The organism is Alistipes shahii WAL 8301, from assembly GCF_025145845.1.
Taxonomy (GTDB): domain Bacteria; phylum Bacteroidota; class Bacteroidia; order Bacteroidales; family Rikenellaceae; genus Alistipes; species Alistipes shahii.
Window position 1 is genome coordinate 3,019,409 of record NZ_CP102253.1, and the last position, 19,848, is coordinate 3,039,256.

General features: G+C 54.4%; 16 protein-coding genes and 2 pseudogenes. 12 read left to right on the forward strand and 6 right to left on the reverse strand.

The window, feature by feature from the left end; genetic code table 11:
* Positions 1 to 79 precede the first annotated feature (79 nt).
* The 4 genes from NQ492_RS12615 to rpmI all read right to left on the reverse strand — a co-directional run bounded on the left by NQ492_RS12615 (position 80) and on the right by rpmI (position 2,218).
* A complete protein-coding gene (locus NQ492_RS12615) occupies positions 80 to 1,288 on the reverse strand; it encodes an MFS transporter (RefSeq protein WP_022061186.1) in 1,209 nt (402 codons plus the stop codon).
* A gap of 16 nt (positions 1,289 to 1,304) precedes the next feature.
* Complete coding sequence (locus tag NQ492_RS12620) at positions 1,305 to 1,487, reverse strand: hypothetical protein (RefSeq protein WP_015546779.1); 183 nt, start codon at positions 1,485 to 1,487, stop codon at positions 1,305 to 1,307.
* A 100-nt stretch (positions 1,488 to 1,587) separates the two neighbouring features.
* The gene (rplT, locus tag NQ492_RS12625) at positions 1,588 to 1,932 is read right to left on the reverse strand and encodes a 50S ribosomal protein L20 (RefSeq protein ID WP_010265672.1); all 345 of its coding nucleotides are present in this window, start codon (positions 1,930 to 1,932) and stop codon (positions 1,588 to 1,590) included.
* Between the two features lie 91 nt (positions 1,933 to 2,023).
* On the reverse strand, positions 2,024 to 2,218 hold the full coding sequence (gene rpmI, locus NQ492_RS12630; RefSeq protein ID WP_009598828.1) for a 50S ribosomal protein L35: 195 nt from the start codon (positions 2,216 to 2,218) through the stop codon (positions 2,024 to 2,026).
* A 310-nt stretch (positions 2,219 to 2,528) separates the two neighbouring features.
* Between rpmI and NQ492_RS12635 the strand changes: the two genes are divergently transcribed.
* Positions 2,529 to 3,200, forward strand: a complete 672-nt coding sequence (locus NQ492_RS12635; RefSeq protein ID WP_022061187.1) for an MgtC/SapB family protein — start codon at positions 2,529 to 2,531, stop codon at positions 3,198 to 3,200.
* An 85-nt stretch (positions 3,201 to 3,285) separates the two neighbouring features.
* Here the strand turns inward: NQ492_RS12635 and NQ492_RS12640 are convergent, their stop codons facing one another.
* Positions 3,286 to 4,530, reverse strand: a complete 1,245-nt coding sequence (locus NQ492_RS12640) for an ROK family protein (RefSeq protein ID WP_015546781.1) — start codon at positions 4,528 to 4,530, stop codon at positions 3,286 to 3,288.
* 368 nt (positions 4,531 to 4,898) lie between these two features.
* On the opposite strand from NQ492_RS12640, the gene NQ492_RS12645 reads away from it, so the two are divergent.
* The 11 genes and pseudogenes from NQ492_RS12645 to NQ492_RS12695 all read left to right on the forward strand — a co-directional run.
* The gene (locus tag NQ492_RS12645; RefSeq protein WP_015546782.1) at positions 4,899 to 5,927 is read left to right on the forward strand and encodes a phosphodiester glycosidase family protein; all 1,029 of its coding nucleotides are present in this window, start codon (positions 4,899 to 4,901) and stop codon (positions 5,925 to 5,927) included.
* A gap of 15 nt (positions 5,928 to 5,942) precedes the next feature.
* On the forward strand, positions 5,943 to 7,253 hold the full coding sequence (locus tag NQ492_RS12650) for an alpha amylase family protein (protein ID WP_015546783.1): 1,311 nt from the start codon (positions 5,943 to 5,945) through the stop codon (positions 7,251 to 7,253).
* A 49-nt stretch (positions 7,254 to 7,302) separates the two neighbouring features.
* Positions 7,303 to 7,605, forward strand: coding sequence for a carboxypeptidase-like regulatory domain-containing protein (locus NQ492_RS12655; protein ID WP_015546784.1), 303 nt, complete (start codon positions 7,303 to 7,305; stop codon positions 7,603 to 7,605).
* Positions 7,601 to 10,426, forward strand: coding sequence for a SusC/RagA family TonB-linked outer membrane protein (locus tag NQ492_RS12660; RefSeq protein ID WP_083810198.1), 2,826 nt, complete (start codon positions 7,601 to 7,603; stop codon positions 10,424 to 10,426). Before NQ492_RS12655 ends, NQ492_RS12660 begins: the two co-directional genes overlap by 5 nt.
* A gap of 16 nt (positions 10,427 to 10,442) precedes the next feature.
* Positions 10,443 to 12,080 carry a RagB/SusD family nutrient uptake outer membrane protein gene (locus tag NQ492_RS12665; protein WP_044054755.1) on the forward strand — a complete coding sequence of 546 codons (1,638 nt, stop codon included), beginning with the start codon at positions 10,443 to 10,445 and terminating at the stop codon, positions 12,078 to 12,080.
* 16 nt (positions 12,081 to 12,096) lie between these two features.
* A complete protein-coding gene (locus tag NQ492_RS12670; RefSeq protein ID WP_015546787.1) occupies positions 12,097 to 13,776 on the forward strand; it encodes a DUF5018 domain-containing protein in 1,680 nt (559 codons plus the stop codon).
* Between the two features lie 64 nt (positions 13,777 to 13,840).
* Positions 13,841 to 15,226 carry an alpha amylase family protein gene (locus tag NQ492_RS12675; RefSeq protein ID WP_015546788.1) on the forward strand — a complete coding sequence of 462 codons (1,386 nt, stop codon included), beginning with the start codon at positions 13,841 to 13,843 and terminating at the stop codon, positions 15,224 to 15,226.
* A gap of 2 nt (positions 15,227 to 15,228) precedes the next feature.
* Positions 15,229 to 15,894 carry a GDSL-type esterase/lipase family protein gene (locus tag NQ492_RS12680; RefSeq protein WP_044054196.1) on the forward strand — a complete coding sequence of 222 codons (666 nt, stop codon included), beginning with the start codon at positions 15,229 to 15,231 and terminating at the stop codon, positions 15,892 to 15,894.
* Positions 15,895 to 15,906: 12 nt separating this feature from the next.
* On the forward strand, positions 15,907 to 17,307 hold the full coding sequence (locus NQ492_RS12685; RefSeq protein WP_015546789.1) for a DUF5009 domain-containing protein: 1,401 nt from the start codon (positions 15,907 to 15,909) through the stop codon (positions 17,305 to 17,307).
* Positions 17,308 to 17,331: 24 nt separating this feature from the next.
* Entirely contained in the window at positions 17,332 to 18,267 is a 936-nt protein-coding gene (locus NQ492_RS12690) for a DUF4434 domain-containing protein (protein WP_015546790.1), read from the forward strand.
* A gap of 7 nt (positions 18,268 to 18,274) precedes the next feature.
* A pseudogene (locus NQ492_RS12695) lies at positions 18,275 to 18,544 on the forward strand (DUF4434 domain-containing protein); the annotation flags it as partial.
* A gap of 263 nt (positions 18,545 to 18,807) precedes the next feature.
* On the opposite strand, the pseudogene NQ492_RS12700 reads toward NQ492_RS12695, so the two are convergent.
* Positions 18,808 to 19,746 (reverse strand): annotated as a pseudogene (locus NQ492_RS12700) (IS256 family transposase, variant Zn-binding type); the annotation flags it as partial.
* Positions 19,747 to 19,848: the final 102 nt, after the last annotated feature.

Below are 19,848 nucleotides of genomic sequence, written 5' to 3' on the forward strand. Positions count from 1 at the left end.
TATTCAGACTTGCTTGCGAGGCGCGAATGGATGTTGTTCCATGCGCGCCTCATTTTTTTGCAAGTGCCGGGTGGGCGGATCAGGGGTTGCGGTCGAGCCGCATGACGGAGGGGATGAAGAATCCCGCCGCGCCCACCGCGACGATGATCGTTCCGGCGACGACGAAGGTCGTGGTGAGTCCCACGTTCTCGGCCAGGAATCCCGTGCCCAGCAGTCCGAGGGCCGCCGGCAGCAGCCCGAAACTGCGGTAGAGCGACATGACGCGTCCCAGCATGCCCGCTTCGATCCGGGTCTGGACCACGGAGACGAACGAGGCGTTGAACACGCTGCTGGAGATGCCCGCCGCCGCCGTGAAGAGGGCGAACCAGAGGAATCCCGCAGGCGACAGAAGCCCCGACAGCGCGAACGAGAGTCCCACGACGAGATACATCAGGTTGACCAGCACGATGCGGCTGACCCGGTAGGTGCGCGCGCCCATGACGGCGCCTCCGACGAGCGCCCCGCCGCCCCAGACGATCTCGATCAGGCTCATTTCGAAAGCGCCTCCGCCGAAGTGCTGGAGCGTCATCAGCGGGAACATCACCCCGACGGGCATGATGAAGAACCATACGACGATGGCCAGCGTGAAAAACCATCCCATGCCCGGAATGGCATGCATGGCCGAGAAACCTTCGCGGAACTCCCGCCACAGGTCGGGTTTGCGCGTCGTGTCGCGCGCCGGGTTGGGAATCCGGACGCACAGCAGCGAGATGCAGGCGATGGCGGCTCCCGCCACGTCCAGCAGCAGGATGTTGCCGATCGAGGTGAGATTGATCAGCAGCGCTCCGAGGGCCGGACCCGCGATGCTCGACAGCGAGGCGATGATCTGGTTGACTCCGGCGATGCGCGTGAGCTGCGATGCGGGGGCCAGCAGAGGGACCGACGCCTGCATGGCGGGTATGTGGAAGGCCGAGCCGGCCGAGCGGCAGGCCAGCAGGATGTAGATGTGCCACATCCGGGCTGCGCCGAGCCAGAAGAGCGCCGTCAGCGCCAGCGTGCAGAGGGCGATGAAACTGTCGGCGAGGATCATCGTGCGCTTGCGGTCCCAGCGGTCGACGTAAACCCCGACGAGCGGCCCCAGCAGCGACTGGGGCAGCATCCCGGCGATGGCTGCGAGAGCCAGCACCTCGGCCGAGCCTGTTTCAAGGCTCATCCAGAAGATGATCGAGTAGGCCACGACCTCGCTGCTGAGGATCGAGGCCAGCTGCCCGCTCCAGATGACGGCGAATGTTTTTTTCCAACTTTCCACGATGTGTTCTGTCTTTTTAGAATCCGAGTTTAGGGAGGATGAAACCCATGCGGGCTTTGTCGCTCCATAGCCGGAACTGCCGCCCGTCGGTGTGAAGTTTGAGTGCGCCGGTGCCGAGGTCCCTATTGTCGCTTTCCGTGCCGCTGAATGCGTGCAGCCGGCTCGAGGCCGTCGTCAGGAGCAAGGTCAGATGTTTCATGCGGTTGTATTTTAGGTTGGAGGTGCTTCCTGGAAAAATTCCGGAGAAAAAAAGGCGGATACCAAGGTATCCGCCGCGCTAAAACCCTTCTCGCGAAGGGCTATTTAACTGCTTTAACTATTGCCTCGAATGCCTTCGGCTCGTTCATTGCCAGGTCGGCCATCACCTTGCGGTTGAGGACGATTCCCTTGGCGTTGAGTTTGCCGATAAATTGTGAATAGGTCATTCCCTGGGCGCGGACGGCGGCGTTGATACGCGTGATCCACAGCGAACGGAATGTCCGCTTCTTGAGGGCGCGGTGTGCATAGGCATAGCACAGACCCTTCTCGACCGTATTTTTCGCAACGGTCCAAACGTTTCCCCTTGAACCAAAGTTACCTTTGGCAAGTTTCAAAACTTTCTTTCGACGTGCGCGTGACGCGACAGCGTTTACTGAACGTGGCATATTGTAAAGTTTTTGGAGGACTGCCAGCGATACGGTTCTCCCGCATTCTTTGGGGCTGGTTCGTCCCGATTAATAAAATGCTGCGGGTTAATTACTTAACGAGCAGGTTCTTGATTTTGGCCTCGTCGGCCGCAGAAACGGTTCCCGAATAGCAGAGGTTGCGCTTCTGTTTCGTCGTCTTTTTGGTCAGGATGTGACTGTGATAAGCGTGTTTGCGCTTGATCTTTCCTGTGCCGGTGAAGGTAAAACGCTTCTTCGCAGCGGCATTGGTTTTCATTTTCGGCATTGTCGTAAATAGTTAATTAGTTAAACATAGCCTGCAAAAGTACGAAATTTTTCCCACAGTGCAACCTTCCCGCCGAAAATTCTTCGCAATCCGGGATTTTTTCTTATATTTGGTGTCGTAACGACGCTTTCGGGAGGTCGGGAGGCTTTGCCGGGTCTTGCGGCGGCCCGGTTTTTCCCGTACTTTTGGATGGACCCGGAACGCGCCGGCGGTCGTGTTTTGCGGAGCCGGATGCGGCGGCCGGGGACCTCTCCCGGAGGAATGCCGGAATTTTATGTATGATTTTTGCGGGGCGAAGCCCGGAGTGCTTATGGAGATGGAATGGAATTTTATCGTGCGGTTGTGTGTGGCGGGCCTTTGCGGAACGATCATCGGCCTCGACCGGGAATACCGGGTTAAGGATGCGGGTTTCCGCACTCATTTCCTGGTGGCGCTGGGCAGCGCGCTGATTATGATTGTCTCGCAATACGGATTCGAGGATTTTCTGGCGACCCACGACGGGCTGCGTCTCGACCCCAGCCGCATCGCGGCGCAGGTGGTCAGCGGCATCGGTTTCATCGGGGCCGGCACGATCATCATTCACCGGCAGCTGGTGCGGGGGCTGACCACCGCGGCGAGCCTCTGGGCCACGGCGGGCATCGGCCTGGCGGCGGGGGCGCATATGTATATCGTAGCCGGAGCGGCCACCGCGCTGACGCTGTTCGGACTGGAGGTGCTGACGCTGGTTTTCGGCGGACTGGGGCGGCGCCGGACGATGATCGTCTTCTCGGCCTCGAAGAAGGAGTTCATCGACGCGATGTTCGAGCGCCTCGAAAGCAAGGACTATTCGGTGATCTCCTACGAAGTCGAGACCCAGCGCACTTCCGACGGAGTGGTGCACCGCGCCACGATCGTCATCCGGGCCAAGGGGCAGGCCAGCGAGGAGGGGTATATCGACCTGCTGCGCGCAAATCCGGACATCACTGTCGAAAAGATCGTCTGACGCAGTTTTCGCCGTCACGGTCTCCGCTTTCGTTTTTCTTCGTCGCTTTACATGTTTGTTCGCCCCCTCCCGGCATTTACTATTTTCATCTCTTGCATATCGACAATTTGTTCCATATCATCTTTTTTCGTGCGATCAGACAGGCTCCTATAACTCCGGCATCGCCCCCTAACCGCGAAGGAACGATGGACAGTTGTTGGGTCATCAGCCGAAGCGAATATTTATGCACGGCAAGCTTCACAGGCTGTAAAAAGTAGTAAGGAGCAATTTCTGACATTCTGCCGCCAATGATGATACGATCGGGATTCAAAAGGTTGATCAATCCGGCCAACTGATGCCCAAGCTCACCCCCGGCCTGCGTCACCAACTCAATGCAAAGCGGGTCTTCCAGTTTCGCAGCTTCAATAATGTCCTTTATCGTAATCATGTTTCCGTTCCACACCTTTTTAGAAAGAACCGACGCCTCGTGATTGTAGATTCTTTCTACGAGTTTACGGCAAACGGCGCTTCCCGAGATTTCCGTTTCAATGCATCCTTTTTTTCCGCAATGACACATCACGTTGTTTTCATACATGTGGATATGTCCGAATTCTCCCGAATAGCCGTCCTTTCCATAATATATTTCTCCATTTATGATAATGCAGAGTCCCAGTCCCCATCCGATATTGACATAAATCACATTCTCCTGCGAGGCATTGTTTTCGGATACATACTCGCCGTAAGCCATCGCTTTGGTGTCGTTCTCGATGAAAACCGGAATGCCCAAACGTTCGTTGAGCAAAAGAGTCAGCGGCACTTCGCGTGTCTCCTCGAAATTGAAAATCGTGGCGCTCGTTCCTAAATGCGAATTGACCCGCCCTCCAATATTGAAATTGACGCCCGCTATTTTGCCGGCGTTCTGACTTTGAAACTTTAGCATGAACTGCGAAATATGCGTACATATTTCATCCAGTTTATTATGTGTATTTTCGAAGCGAAAATCTGTGATGCGCTCTATGCAAACCATATCCCCCGTAAGGTTCATAAGCCCGATTATCAACTCGAAAGGCTTGAGGTCGACACCCAAAAAATAGTAGGTTCCGGATTTCACCCGATAAAGGACTGGATTTCGTCCCCGTTTATTGGTCTTCAAACAGTCTCCCTTTTCCAAAATATCCTCCGCATAGAGTTCGGAGACATACTTGGCTATTGTCGTGACGCTGAAGCCGGTTTGGCTGGCGATGTCGGGAATGATGAATTGCCCTTTCTGAAAAATGGAGTTCAGAATGATGTTTCGTACAAAACAACCCAGATCGCCGTCGTGGGATGCGGATGTAAAAGGAGGTAACATTGTCCTTGCCATTATTTAGTGTGCCTGACAAAAATAGTAAATCGAAAAGAAATAAAAAACAGATTGTATAAATAATCGCTTTATTTAAAAAGTTTACTTTGTAAATATGTGGAATGATAATCGAATTTAATGCATTGTGTTTTAATGTATTGTATTTGATATTTCGGCTGACATGTTTTGGAGAATAAAAAAGTGTCTTTTTTTAAATTGTTTTGCTCTTCGGATTATCAGGCACATTGGAAGAATCCTTTCTATTTTTGTTTTGAAAAGTGAAATCAAATCGTACAAAAGCGACCTGCCCGAAATTCTTAATTTTTAAAATGTACGAAGAAAAGGTGTCCGAACCAAAACTCAATGCTGACTGAAATATGAAACTGAAAATTCTTGGCTTCGCTCTGCTTGCTGTCTGCGTCTGCGCCGTGTGCTGTATGTGCGGCAGCGATTCGAAAACGCCCGACTATGAATTTCCCGACGGACCCGATCCTGATCCCGACCCTCAACCGGGCGATTATCCTGCCGGACTGACCGTAACCGAGTTTGCGGACGATCTGGGCGGCGGAAAACAATGCCTCGGATTCGTGGCCGTGGCCGATCTGAAAGCCAATCCCAAACTGCGCTTCAACGCCGTGCATCTGCCTCAACAGAAAACTCCGTCGCGCATTCATGCCGAATTCGCTTCGGCCAACCGGGGAACGGCCTGTGTGACGACCAATGCCGGGTATTGGTGGGCCGGAAATTCGTTGAGCCTGCTTGTTACCGGCGGTGCCGTCAAGTCGATCGAGAATCAGACGGTGACACGCAACAACCAGACGGTTTATCCCGTGCGTTCTTCGTTCGGGCAGATGGCGTCCGGAGGGTTCGAGACGCACTGGATTTACTGCGTGCTCGACGACGGCAACAAGCCTTATGCCTTCCCGTCCGCACTCGACAACGACGAACGTACGAATACGTATATGTCCGCGCCGCCGACTTCGAAGACGCCCGGCGCGGCGCTCTGGACTCCGCAGGAGGCGGTCGGAGGCGGTCCGATGCTGGTCCGGGAGGGGAAGAACGTCGCCGTGGAGAACTATTGGAAAGAGGTGTTCGACGGCGGCGGCATCGCCGGGACTTCGCGTCAGCCGCGTACGGCGATCGGCGCCACAGCGGACGGCAAACTGATCCTGCTCGTGTGCGACGGGCGCAATATGCGGGGCAGCGCCGGATTTACGCTGGCGGAGCTGGCCGACAAGCTGATCGCACTGGGAGCGGTCGATGCGGTCAATCTCGACGGCGGCGGATCTTCGACCATGGTCGGCAGCGACGGCAAGGTGCTCAACCGTCCCAGCGACACGGGCAGCGCCGAGGTGATCGTCGAGCGCAAAATTTCGACGGCGGTCGTCATCTCCGAAGTGAACTAATCCATAAAGAATCATATGAAGAAACTTCTCCTCATCTGGCTGGCAGCCTTTGCTGCCGTCTCCTGCGCGCAGGAAAAACAGCCGTCGAAACCGCTTTACATGTGGTTTGACTGCGAAGCCAATTATGCGACTTTAAGTCATCCCGATTCGATTCGTTACTATGTGTCCAAAATCCACGACATGGGCTTTACCGATGTCGTGGTCGACGTGAAGTCGATCATGGGCGAAACGCTCTACAAGAGCGATATAGCGCCTTACATGGGCGAATGGGAGGGTGTGACCCGTCCTGAAAACTACGATCTGCTGGGTTATTTCATCGAGGAGGGGCACAAGCTGGGCATGCGCGTGCACGGGTCGCTCAACGTGTTTGCCGGCGGTCACAACTATTTCGACCGGGGAATCATCTACGGCGATCATGCCGACTGGCAGTCGCAGGTGTACACCGAAGGTAAAATCGTGCCCATCAGCGAAATAAAGAGCAACTACAACGGCATGCTCAACCCGGCGAATCCCGAAGTGCAGGAGTACGAGCTGGCGATTCTGAAGGAGTTCGCCGGGAAGTATCCCGATGTGGACGGCATCGTCTTCGACCGGGTGCGTTTCGACAATATCACCTCCGATTTCAGTCCGCTGTCGAAGGAGCTTTTCGAAGCTTACGCCGGAACGAAAGTCGCCGATTATCCCGGTGATATACTCCGCTGGACGCAGGATGCCGACGGCAAGTGGAGCTGGTCGCAGGGCCCGCTGTTCCGCAAGTGGATCGAATGGCGCGCATCGGTTATCAAGGACTTCGTGACCGAAGCCCACAGGCAGCTCAAGGAGATCAATCCCCGGCTGCTGATCGGCGACTATACGGGCGCATGGTACCCGACCTATTATTACGTGGGCGTCAACTGGGCCAGCGAGCAGTTCGATCCCGCCCGCTATTTCGATTGGGCGACGCCCGAGTACAAGAATACGGGTTATGCCGACCTGCTCGACATCTATATGACCGGACTTTACTATACGCTGGTTACCAAAGCCGAAGTCGACAAGGCCAACGGAGCCGTGGGGCAGCGTACCGAAGCGGGAATGTCCGACGAACAGAATTACTGGTACTGCATCGAGGGCGGCGCCGAATGGGCGAAGAAAATCACCTGCGGCGTGGTTCCCGTGACAGGCTCGATCTACGTCGAGCAGTACGAGGGCGACGCAGCGCAATTCACCCGCGCTGTGGCGCAGGCGCTCCGCGACACCGACGGACTGATGATCTTCGATATCGTCCATATCATCAACCGCGGCTGGTGGTCGGAGCTGGCGGCCGGAATCGCCGAAGGAAGCAACTGATCTGCAACCAATATAAAACAACTAAAAACTTAACCTTAAATGTAATTCTATGAAAGAGTTCTTCTCTATTTTCAAGAATTCCCTGACAAGGAAGTGCATGGCGCTTCTGATGTCATTGCTTGTTGTCGGTGCGGCTTCCGCCCAGACGCGGGTGACGGGAACGGTTACGGATGAGAGCGGGCACCCTCTGATGGGCGTAACTGTTATCGTCGTAGGTACCAATACGGGTGCCATTACCAACCTCCAGGGTCAGTATTCCATCGCTGCTAAACCTGGCAACACATTGGAGTTCCAGTATTTAGGTATGGTGTCCGAGCGAAAAACCGTGGGGGGGGGGAATTACCTCCATTGATGTTTCTCTCAAGGAAGACTCTGCCAGAGTCGATGAAGTCGTTGTCGTCGGTTACGGTACGATGAAACGCGCGAGCATTACGGGCGCCGTTTCGCAAATCGACGGCAAGGAACTGCTCAAGGCGCCGATGGGAAATGTGACGAATATGCTGGGCGGGCGTGTCGCCGGCGTGGTGGCCTTGCAGCAGTCGGGACAGCCCGGCAGCGACGGCGCCAGCATTTTGGTGCGAGGCAGCGGCGCAAAGTACATTGTGGACGGTGTAGCCCGCGATTTCAGCCAGATTGATCCCAATGATATTGAAAGCGTTTCGGTGCTCAAGGACGCATCGTCGGCTGCGATTTACGGTATGGATGCCTCGGCTGTCATTATCGTGACGACCAAAAGGGGCAAGGCCGCTCCGGCCAAGATCTCCTACACCGGCACTTTCGGTTTGAGCCAGAATGCCGTAATGCTCGAAATGCTCGACGGTCCGGGGTATGCCTATTGGTATAACAAAGCCCGTGAAATGGACGGAGACACGCCGATTTTCACGCAGCGCCAGATCGACATGATGCTCAACGGCGATCCGAGCGACGGCTGGGGCAATACGAACTGGTATGAAAAGACTTTCGGTACGGGGTACAACCAGTCGCACAACCTCAATGTGACGGGCGGCAACGAGCGGATCAAGTACTTTACTTCGATCGGTTACTTCGATCAGGAGGGCAATGTGAAGAATTTCTCGTTCGACCGTATTAATATCCGTTCGAATATCGAAGCCAAGATCGCCAAGAACTGGACGATGGCCGTGGATCTGGCCGGTCGTGTGCAGCGCAGCAATCGTCCCGGATTTTCGGGCGATCCCGCCGATTGGAACAATATCGCGCAGCAGGCTATGCGTGCGCATCCTTACGTGCCCGAAAATTATAACGGGCTGCCTGTTTCGACCAATACTTCGAGCGCTACCGTAAGTCCGCTCGCTTCTTCCGAGGAGTCGGGTTATGCAAAAAGCAATACGTTCTATTTTCAGTCGAATGTTTCGCTTAAGTATGATTTTCCTTTCCTGAAGGGTTTGTCTGCGAAATTCATGGTGGCCTATGACTATTCGCAGACCTATTCCAAGATTTATTCCACGCCTTTCCGTACGATGGTTGCAACGCTTCCCACGACTCTTGACGGCAATATTTCCTATGCTGAAAACTGGGATTCGCGTAAAAAATCCGAAAATTCGCTGACGGAGGGGCTTACGCGCAACACGCAGATTACGACTAACGCTTCGCTTAATTATGCCAACACCTTCGGGAAGCATAATGTTTCTGCAATCCTGCTGATGGAGACCTACTCTAACGACGGCAATAATTTCAGCGCTTACGGAGAAGGATTTTCGATCAAGGAACTTGCCGAACTCAAATACGCCAGCATTCCCGACAAGATGTCGATCAACGGTATGAGCTCCGTTGCGCGCAAAGCCGGTTTCGCGGCCCGTGTCAATTACGATTATGCCAATAAGTATCTTGTCGAATTGTCGTGCCGGTATGATGGCAGTTATCTGTTCGGCGGTATGGTTGATGGAAAACGCTGGTCTCCTTTCCCTGCCGCATCGGTCGGTTGGAGAATATCTAATGAGCCTTGGTTCGATTCCAAAGCGATCGACAACTTGAAGTTGCGTGCAAGTATCGGTCTTACGGGTACGACGGGTATCAGCGCTTATTCGTATTTGAATACATTAGGCTTTCTGGATACTCCGGCCGTTGTCCTCGGAGGCGTCGGTGTCGACGGAATGCTTACTTCGAGTTTGGCGAATGAGAATCTGACATGGGCGAAGAATCTGCAATATAACGGAGGATTCGACCTGTCCATGTGGGGTGGCAGACTTGGTGTTGAGTTCGATGTATTCTATAAATACATCTATGATATTCTGAGTGGTGTGACTGCCACCTATCCCAGCTCTTTCGGCGGTTATTATCCGAAGTATGAAAACAGCAATAAACAAGCTCATAAGGGTTTTGAGATTACGTTGAGCCACCGTAACCGTGTCGGAGATTTCAATTACAACGTGAGTCTGACCGGTACATACACCAAGCGTAAATGGCTGCACTATAACGATGCCGCCAATACGCCCGATTGGCTCAAGCTTACGGGTAAGGAGGTCGGCGCCCAGGTCGGCTTTATCTCCGCCGGTTTGTTCCAGAGCCAGGAGGAGATCGACAATTCTCCGACGATTGTGGGTAAAGCCGTTCGTGTGGGCGATATTAAGTATGTCGATCGCAACGGCGACGGTGTGATTTCCTATGAACAGGACCGCGGTTATGTCGGGGCCGCCGCTTATCCCAAATTTGTGGGAGGCCTTTCTTTTTCGGGTGATTGGAAAGGCATTGACCTCTCTTTCCTGTTTCAGGCAGGCTTGGGCCGGGATGTGGCTCTGACGGGTGTGTACAGCGGAGGAATCATGGACAACACGCAGATGACCAAGCCGTTCTATCACGGAGGCAATTCGCCGAAATACCTTGTGGAGAACTCTTGGCGGGAAGATAACACCAATGCCGAATTCCCGCGTCTGAGTATCGTGCAGGCCAGTTCGAATAATGCCTATTCTTCGACTTTCTGGTATCGCAGCGGCGATTATCTGCGTCTGAAGAATTTGCAGATCGGATACACCTTCCCGCAGAAATGGATGAGCCGGATCGGCATCGACCGTCTGCGTATCTATTTCGAAGGACAGAACCTTTGGACTGTCAGTGAACTGACCAAATTCAACATTGATCCTGAACAGCCCGGTGTGTCGAACGGTTATTATCCGCAGCAGCGTATCTTCTCGTTCGGTGTAAACTTGGCATTCTAACATGAAAAACGGAGAAATTATGAAAACAGGAATTAAAATAGCCATGATGTCGTTGCTGACGTTCTCTTTAGTCGGTTGCAACGATTTCCTCGATACCACGCCGCATGACAGTATCTCGGACAAGGTGGTTTGGAACGATATACACACGGCGACGCTTTACCTTAACGGTTTTTATCCGTATATTGACCGTTACGGACAGTTCGGCTCCGCCCAGTTTCAAGGTAATCTGACCGAGGGACTTACCGAAACTTTCAAATACGGTTCGTACGTTCCGGGCAATAAGGCCGGAGACTCCAATAATTATGTGTTTACGCCTGAAACGATGTCGTCGACGGGCAACCTGCTCGATGCGTGGACGGGTGGATATGAGCGTATCCGCCGTATCAATGAGTTCTTGGAATCCATGCGGAAGCATTCCACGTTCTCGGCGGAAGAGAATGCTAAACTTGAGGCGCAGGCCCGTTTTTTCCGCGCATTCGTCTATTTTCAGTTGGCCAAACGGCATGGAGGGGTAATCCTCTATACGGATATGAATCTCCAGAAGAATAAAGACCGCAGCTCTGCCTCCGAGACCTGGGATCTGATTGCCTCGGACCTCAAGTATGCGGCTTCGGTATTGCCGGTGCGCTGGGACGCGGCCAACAAGGAGCGTGTGACGCGCGGCGCGGCTTGGGCCATGCTTGCACGGACGATGCTTTATGCCGAACGCTGGCAGGATGCCAAAGACGCGGCGGATTCGGTTTTCAAGTTGCAGGTCTATTCTTTGACCGATAAGTACGAGGATGCTTTCAAAGGGGGGAATAGTGAGTCGATTCTCGAATACAACTATCTGGTAACGGGTCCCAATCATACTTTCGATAACGACTATGTTCCTTACGGCGATATGGACAACGACGGAGGTAAAGGCTGCCCGACGCAGGAGATGGTCGAATCGTATCAGTCGAAGGACGGCAAAACCGTAGATTGGAGCAAATGGCACGGCGAGACGACCGAGTTGCCTCCTTACGATCAGCTGGAACCCCGTTTCGCTGCGACGGTTCTTTATCACGGAGCGCAATGGAAGGGGCATACAATGACCAACAGCGTTGGAGGTACTTACGGGCAGTATATGGATTATCGTAGCGCCACCTATCCGAAGGGACGTACTACTACCGGTTATTATCTGCGCAAATACCTCGATGAAAGCCACACCGATTTCTCGGTTATCAAGGTCAGCACGCAGACTTGGGTGGAACTTCGTCTGGCTGAAATTTACCTCATCCGTGCCGAGGCGAACTATCGTTTGGGCGCTTCGGGGGCCGCTTTGGAGGATGTCAATGCCGTGAGACAGCGTCCCGGTGTGAATCTGCCCGCTCTTTCGGGCCTTTCGGGGAACGATCTTTTCAAAGCGATACGTCAGGAACGCAAGATCGAGCTGGCGTATGAAGGGCACCTCTATTGGGACATGCGCCGCTGGAAACTCGCCGACAAGGAGTATAACGGTTACCGTGTGCACGGACTGAAGATCACGCCGCATCAGGGCGCTTTCAAATTCGAGTATGTGGATTGTGATTTGCAGGACCGTAAATTCCTGGCGAAGACCTACGTATTCCCGATTCCTTACGATGAGTTGGCGAACAACTCGGCTATCGAACAGTATGACGAGTGGAAATAAATCTTGAATTACAATTATGAAAAATACCATATTTTCTTTCCTGACGGCGGCCGGTCTGCTCTTTGCGGGCTGTCACCAGCCCGACGAGCTGTTGCCTTCCGTGTCGCGTAACGGCATCAACAGCGTAACCGCCCAATTCGTAAAGAACAATAGCGAGGGGGCAGCCGAATTTTACGGCGAATTCAAAGGATATCCGACGGAGGGCAGCGATGAGATCACGGTCGAGATTCCGTGGTTTTATCCGGAGAGCAGCGATGATGTCGTGAGCGGTAAGATGCTCGACAAAATGCGCATCAGCCTGAATCTCGACGACAATGTTACGGTGGACCCTGCGGTCCTTTATATGAATTTGAACGAGGACAACTATATTACGGTTACCGATCAGCTCAAGCAAAAGAAGGTTTATAAAGTCAGGGGGCGGATCGTGAAGAGCAAAGCCTGTCTGCTGGAGGAGCTGTCGCTTCCGTCGCAGGGTTTGAACGCCATCATTGATCAGGAAACCAAAGAGGTGTCGCTGATCGCAGCCGGTAATATCGAACCTTGTACGGGAACCTACCGGCTTTCGTATCATGCTACGATTTCACCCGATCCGGCAACGACGGTTATCGACTGGAATGCGTCGCCCAAGCTGACCGTCACTGCGTATGACGGGGTAAGCAAGACGGTTTACACCGTTAAGAAAGAGGTTCCGGCGAAGGTTCCGACCGGTATTCGTTCGGGCAGTCAGAAGAACCTGTTCGTTTCCGAAACGTTCAAGACTGATTACGGAATGAGCGGAACGACGAATTATACGCTGGGCATTTTGGGCGATCACTTGCTTATTTGCTCCGGCGAGAGCGAGATCGTTTATGTCAACAAGCTTACCGGTGTCAAGGCCGGAACGGTGAATATGGGCGGCATCAATCTCGGTGGAGGCGCTATCACTTCGGATGAAGCCAACCATATCGTGATGTGTTCGATTGCCGCCAACGGTGCGTCGCAGACCATTTATCGTCTGGATCATGTTACCGATACCCCGAAGGAGGTCATGACCTGGTCGAATGCCACGGGCGGTAAGATCGGCAGCAAGATTTCGATCAAGGGCGATATAGACGCAGACGCCGTCGTCACGATCAACTGTTGGGCTTGGGCAAGTCCCGCAAACTGGAGTTCGTTCGTCCGTATCATCGTGACCGATGGCGTCTGGGGTACTCCCGAAAAGGTTACGATTGCGGGTTGCGGACTCTGGAACGGCGGCAATGTCGATGTGGAATATCTGTCGACGGATATTACCGGACCTTATTTCAAAGCCAGCTATTCGACCAATGGGGCGGAGTGGATCGACGGAGCGACCAATTCGCGTGTGGCATTTATCGACAAAGGCGCGAACGACGCCAATTCGAATTTTGCCAATGTGTCGTGCGCCGTCTTCAATAAGAGTCCGTTCGTCGCCGTGTTCGGCGGTTCGCACTTCGCTTACAGTGCATCGCGTGCCATCCTGCTCGATGTCGGAGACCGCAATCTCTTCACCGGGACGTTCGACAATACGAAAGCCAAGATCTATGCGTCGACGCCTAAATATCTGGCTGTTTCCGGAACGGCGAGCTGCGATATCCTGCTGAGCCAGTCGTCTGACGGTTATTATCTCTATCTTTACTGGATCGGCGGAAATACCAACTATATCCGTGCCGAACAGTGGGATTGTGTCGACAAGTAACATCCCTTTTGCCTGCATCCCTCTGACCGGGGATGCAGGTCCTAAAACAAGCATAATTTTGAAGATGAAAAAGAATATCAAATGGTTTGCGGCGGTTCTGGCGGCGTTGACGCTGGGATACGGGGCTGTTTCGTGCGGTTCGGATTCGAAGGAACCCGAATGGGAGTGGCCCGATCCCGACCCCGATCCCGATCCGGAGCCGGGGGTGGAGAAACCCCGGTTCATCTGGGTCGATGCCGCCGCCAACTTTCCCGATTTCGCCAACAGCAAGGAGAATATACTGCGCGATCTGACCAAGGCCCGGGAGGCCGGATTCACCGATATTGTAGTCGATGTGCGGCCTACTACCGGCGACGTGCTTTTCCGTACGTCGGTGGTCGATCAGGTGGAGTGGCTCGGCGCATGGCTGCCGGGCGGATATTCCAAAGTCGAACGCACGGCCACATGGGACTACCTGCAGGCGTTTATCGACGCCGGAAAGTCGCTCGACCTGCGCATTCACGCCGCGATCAATACCTTTACGGGGGGCAACCAGACTTCGCTGGGCGGCGCCGGAGTCGTTTTTCGGGATGAGGCCAGGCGGGCATGGACGACCGATCTGAATTTGGCGGGCGGCATTACGAACATCATGTCCACTTCGCAGTCCGCCAAGTTCTTCAATCCGGTATTGCCCGAAGTGCAGGAGTATCTCTGTTCGATGCTCAAGGACCTCGCGGCCTATGACGGACTGGCGGGAATCTTCCTCGACCGGGGGCGCTTCGACGGATTTACCAGCGATTTCTCGAATTATACGCGCAAGGAGTTCGAAAAGTATATCGGCCGGTCGGTTGCCAGTTTTCCCGCCGACATTCTGCCTGCGGGCCATACTTCGGGCATACCCTCGCCGGTGCCTGTGCATATGAAGCAGTGGCTCGAATTCCGGGCGAAGGTGATTCACGACTTTATGGAGAAGGCGCGCGCCGCCGTCAAGTCGGTCAATCCGTCGGTCAAGTTCGGCGTATACGTCGGGGGCTGGTATGCCAGCTACTATGATGTGGGCGTCAATTGGGCCAGCCCCGATTACGACACTTCGTCCAAATTTTCATGGGCTACGAAAAAATATATGGATTACGGCTATGCTGACCTGATGGACCAGATGCTGATCGGGGCCTATGCCTCTCCGGCGCGTGTTTACGGCACGACCGAATGGACCATGCAGGGATTCTGCCTGCTGGCGAAGGAGCGTACGATGGGAGCGTGCCCGATGGTGGCCGGCGGCCCCGACGTGGGAAACTGGGATGCCGACGACAAGGTGCCGCAGGAGGAGGAGAACCGGGCCATCACCGCCTCGGTCGCTGCCTGCATCAATGCCTGCGACGGTTATTTCCTGTTTGATATGATTCACCTGAAAAAAGCCGATCAGTGGTCTTATGTCAAGACCGGTATCGACGGCGTAATTAAAAAAGACTGATTGTGAAACGCATCGTAATATTGTTTTTGGCCGCCCTTTTCGCGGCATCCGGCGCTTCGGCGCAGAAATTCCATAACGCCTACTACGATACCCGCCGTGCGGCCCACGACGAAGAGGGGCTGCAACAGGGGGCGATCGTCTTTCTCGGCAACAGCATTACCGAGCAGGGGTGGTGGAGCCTGCTGCTCAAACGCGGCGACGTCGAGAACCGCGGCATCGGCGGCGACAATACCTTCGGTATGATCGACCGTCTGCCCGACATCCTGAAAAGCAAGCCCCGCAAAATCTTCCTGATGGCGGGCATCAACGACCTGACGGGCGGACAGCCCGTCGACACGATCGTGATGAACATCACCCGCATGGCGGACATGGTGCACGAGGCCGTTCCCGGCTGCCGGCTCTATATTCAGAGCGTGCTGCCGGTCAATACCCGGCGGCTGGCCTATCCCGGACTCAAGGGGCATAATCCGCAGGTGCGGACGCTCAATGCGCGGTTGGTGCAGTTGTGCGACGCCAAGCCGTGGTGTACGTTCGTCGATCTGGTGCCGCTGCTTTCCGATGCCGACGGCGAACTGCGCATCGACCTGACGAAGGACGGAATCCACCTCCACCCCGTGGGGTATGTGATCTGGACCGATTACCTCAAGAAACAGAAATACCTGAAATAACACGTCTTGCAGATGGAAAAGCGAGCTTATGCGGTCGATTTGCTGCGAGGGTTGGCTATCGTGGGAATGGTGCTGTCGGGACAGATCCTATGGCACGCCGAACTTCCTGCATGGCTGTTCCATGCGCAGGTGCCGCCACCGTCGTTCCGTTTCGATCCGTCGGTGCCGGGAATTACGTGGGTCGATCTGGTCTTCCCGTTTTTCCTCTTCTCGATGGGGGCCGCTTTCCCGCTGGCCCTGCGTAAGCGGCTGGAGCAGCGGGGTGAATCGGTGGCGTTGATCCTGACGGTCGTGGTGCGCAGGTGGGCGTTGCTGGCGCTTTTCGCCGTTGCCCTCGCCAACCTGCGTTCCGGGGTGACGGGAACGCTGCCGGGATGGGGTTCCTCGCTGCTGCAACTGGCGGGCTGGGGCTGTTTTTGTGCGCTCTTCATGCGCATTGACCGGTTTTCGGACCGGCAGAACCGCATGGTCTGTCTGTCCGGCGTCGCCGGCATCGCAGCCCTGCTGGCGGCCGCCCGGTGGGGCTGGGGGCTGCCCGTCTCGGCGGAGCGGAGCGACGTCATCATTCTGGTCCTTGCAAATATGGCGCTCTTCGGCAGCCTGGTGTGGCTCTATACGCGGAACAACCTGCTGGCGCGCCTGGGGGTGCTGGCGCTGCTGGCGGCCCTGCGTCTGGGCAGCGGCGTCGAAGGTTCGTGGAACGAAGCGTTGTGGAACTGGTCGCCTGTGCCGTGGCTTTTCCGCTTCGACTACCTGAAATACCTTTGTATCATCATTCCCGGCACGATTGCGGGAGACCGTATCTATGAATGGATGACGCACGGCGGCGAAGATGCGCCGGGGGCGTCCCGGCGGCGGGAGGTCTGGACCCTCGTCCTGCTCGTGACGCTGATATGTCTGAATATGTGGGGGCTTTTCGCACGGCAGCTGGTCGTGAATCTCGCGGCGGGCGTCCTGCTCTGTCTCCTGCTCCGGCGTCTGCTGCGTGGAGACGGTTCCGCGACCGGAAGACTGCACCGTTCGCTTTTCGGCTGGGGCTTTTTCTGGCTGGGGCTGGGACTGGCGCTGGAGGCGTTCGAGGGGGGCATCAAGAAGGATTACGCGACGTTCAGCTATTTTTTCGTCACCTCCGGGCTGGCTTCGTTTGTCCTGATCGCCGCCGGAATCGCGATGAGGCGGCTGAATGTGCGTTTTTCGGCGCTGGTCAAATGCGGGCAGAATCCGATGGTGGCCTACACGGCGGCCGGATTCCTCATCATGCCCCTGCTGACGCTGCTGCATCTGTCGCCCTGTTTGCAGGCCTTTGCCGAGCTATGCCCGTGGATGGGCGTGGTGCGGGGCGTGCTGGTCACGGCCGTGGTTATGGCCGTTACGGTCTTTTTTACGAACCGCAGGCTTTTTTGGAGAACCTGAATTTGAACTTTAAATAAATGAGTTATGCGAATAAAAGGAACTTTTCTCGACGAAATCAGCCATGATATTCCCCATCAGAACTGGGGCGAAGCCGAATGGGACCGTGATTTCGGCTACATGCGCGAAGCAGGCATTGACACCGTGATCCTGATCCGCTGCGGTTACCGCCGCTGGCAGACTTTTCCCTCGCGGGTGCTCACGGCCGAGGAGGGGTGTTACGAACCTCCCGTCGATCTGGTCGATATGTTCCTGCGCCTGAGCGACAAGTGGGGGATGAACTTCTGGTTCGGACTCTACGATTCGGGCAAGTACTGGGACCGCGGCGAATACGAACAGGAGGTGGCGCTGAACAAGCGTGTGATCGACGAGGCGTGGAGCCGTTACGGGCATTGCAAATCCTTTGCGGGATGGTATATTTCGCAGGAGTGCAGCCGCAATACCGGCAAGATCGTCGATCTGTATGCGAGTCTGGGACGCTATTGCAAGGAGGTTTCCGGCGGTCTTCCGACCATGATTTCCCCTTATATTGATGGCAGCAAGAACGTCAGCCAGTACAATGCGTCGACTTCGAAGGAGAACGTTGTGACGCTCGAAAGCCATGAGCGCGAATGGGACGCCATCTTTGCTGGAATCCAAGGCGCCGTGGATATCGTCGCCTTTCAGGACGGCCATGTGGCGTATGACGAACTGGTCGATTTTCTGAAAGTCAACAAGAAACTGGCCGACCGTTACGGACTGGAGTGCTGGACCAATTCCGAGACCTTCGACCGCGATATGCCGATCAAGTTCCTGCCGATCAAATGGGAGAAGCTGCGGCTCAAGATGGGGCTGGCGGCTCAGGCCGGTTACCGGAACGCCATTACGTTCGAGTTCTCGCACTTTATGAGTCCGCAGTCGGCCTACCTGCAGGCGGGGCACTTGTACGACCGCTATATGGAGTATCTGAAAACCTTGGAATAGAGACCCGATGAACGGACATAACCTTAAACCGGGCGGTTTTGCGGCAGCGCTGGCCGTGCTGATCGCAGTCGTGCTGGCGTCCTGCTCCCCGAAGAGTGCGGCGGGCGGCGACGCGGCTTGCGGCCTGTCGGACGAGGATTTCAGGACCGAAGGCATCCTCGAAGCGATTCCTGTCCGCGCGACGTTTCTCGACGAGGTGAGCTGGGACATTCCCCACCAGAATTGGGGCGTCAGGGAGTGGGACGCCGATTTCCGGGCGATGAAAAACAGGCGTATAGGTCATTTCGGGTGCTAAAATCGTTGTAATACTGGTGTCTGTCAGTATGATATGACCATTCAAAACTTTTGAACACATATTTGATGCGAGCGCTTTCGCTCTATAGGTCAAAACGGGTGCTGAAAATGGCACCCGTTTTTGGTGGATTCATCTGTATTTTGTTATTTTGCATTGCGGCTTAAAGCGTAACGGAGCTCTGCTGGGGAGCACCTCCGCCAGGAATAAAGCCGTCCAATATGCATAATGCGATTCAGGAGATGGCCTTAGCGGTTGTCTCCTTTTTCATTATGCAATTTGGCATATGCCAAGAAAAACCCGTTCATCATCCGCTTGCGGTTTTCCTCAATCATTCCCGGATGATTCCGCAAGGCTTTCTTCATGTCGGTGAATGTGCCTTCGATCATATTGTTTGTGTTGGGCATACCTCTGACTTTCTCGTATGTAAACAAAAAAGGAAGGTAGGTCGATATGCTGACCATGGCAGATCTGAGCCGTTGATGGGTATATATCGTGCGTCCGGTAATCTCGTTGACCGTCTTTTCTTTCAGGAAGTCATGCCATTTCCTCTTCCATTTCTCAAATGCACTGACGAATGCACTTTCATTCATGTCTTTTAGACGGTATGCAAGATCCAATAACTCCTTTCCTGCCTCAAGTTGCGGATTCTTGGTCAGTTTTCTTCTTATTATCGCCACCATGTGGAACTGGCACATCTGTATTCTGTATTCCGAAAGGACGGTAAACAGCTTTTGAAAACCATCAATGACAATCCCCTGAATGGCATACCCGCATCCTACTATATGTTTCACAGCGTCCTCGTAATCACTGATGTGCTCGTGGGCGATATGCTTCATGTAAAGAAGTCTGCCGCTTCCGCTTTCCAGAGCCAGCAGCACTCCTGTATTGCGCCCAAAATACGTGGCGTCGAGATGTATCACACCGCTTCCTTTGATCCTAGGCTGTTCCCAGCTGAACGAAATGGAGGCAAGCCGACGTGTCACGGTCGAAGCACTGAGACCTGTAGTTTCACTGATCTGGGCTATTGTCTGCTTGCCGTGCAGGTACATCTCCCAGATGTCTTCTTTTGTAAAATCACGCCCGCCGCTGAAGCGGCGTCCACAAACCATGCACTTGTATCGTTGGACGCTTTTGCGTTTTCCGTCCTTCTTTACAATGGGGGAATTGCATGTCGGGCATTTTTTTGTTCATAATGCAATTTCTATATTTTCAAATGCCAAAATATACTGAAAATCAAATAGAATGCCACGCTATCGGCACCCGTTTTGACCTATAGCGTGGCGTTT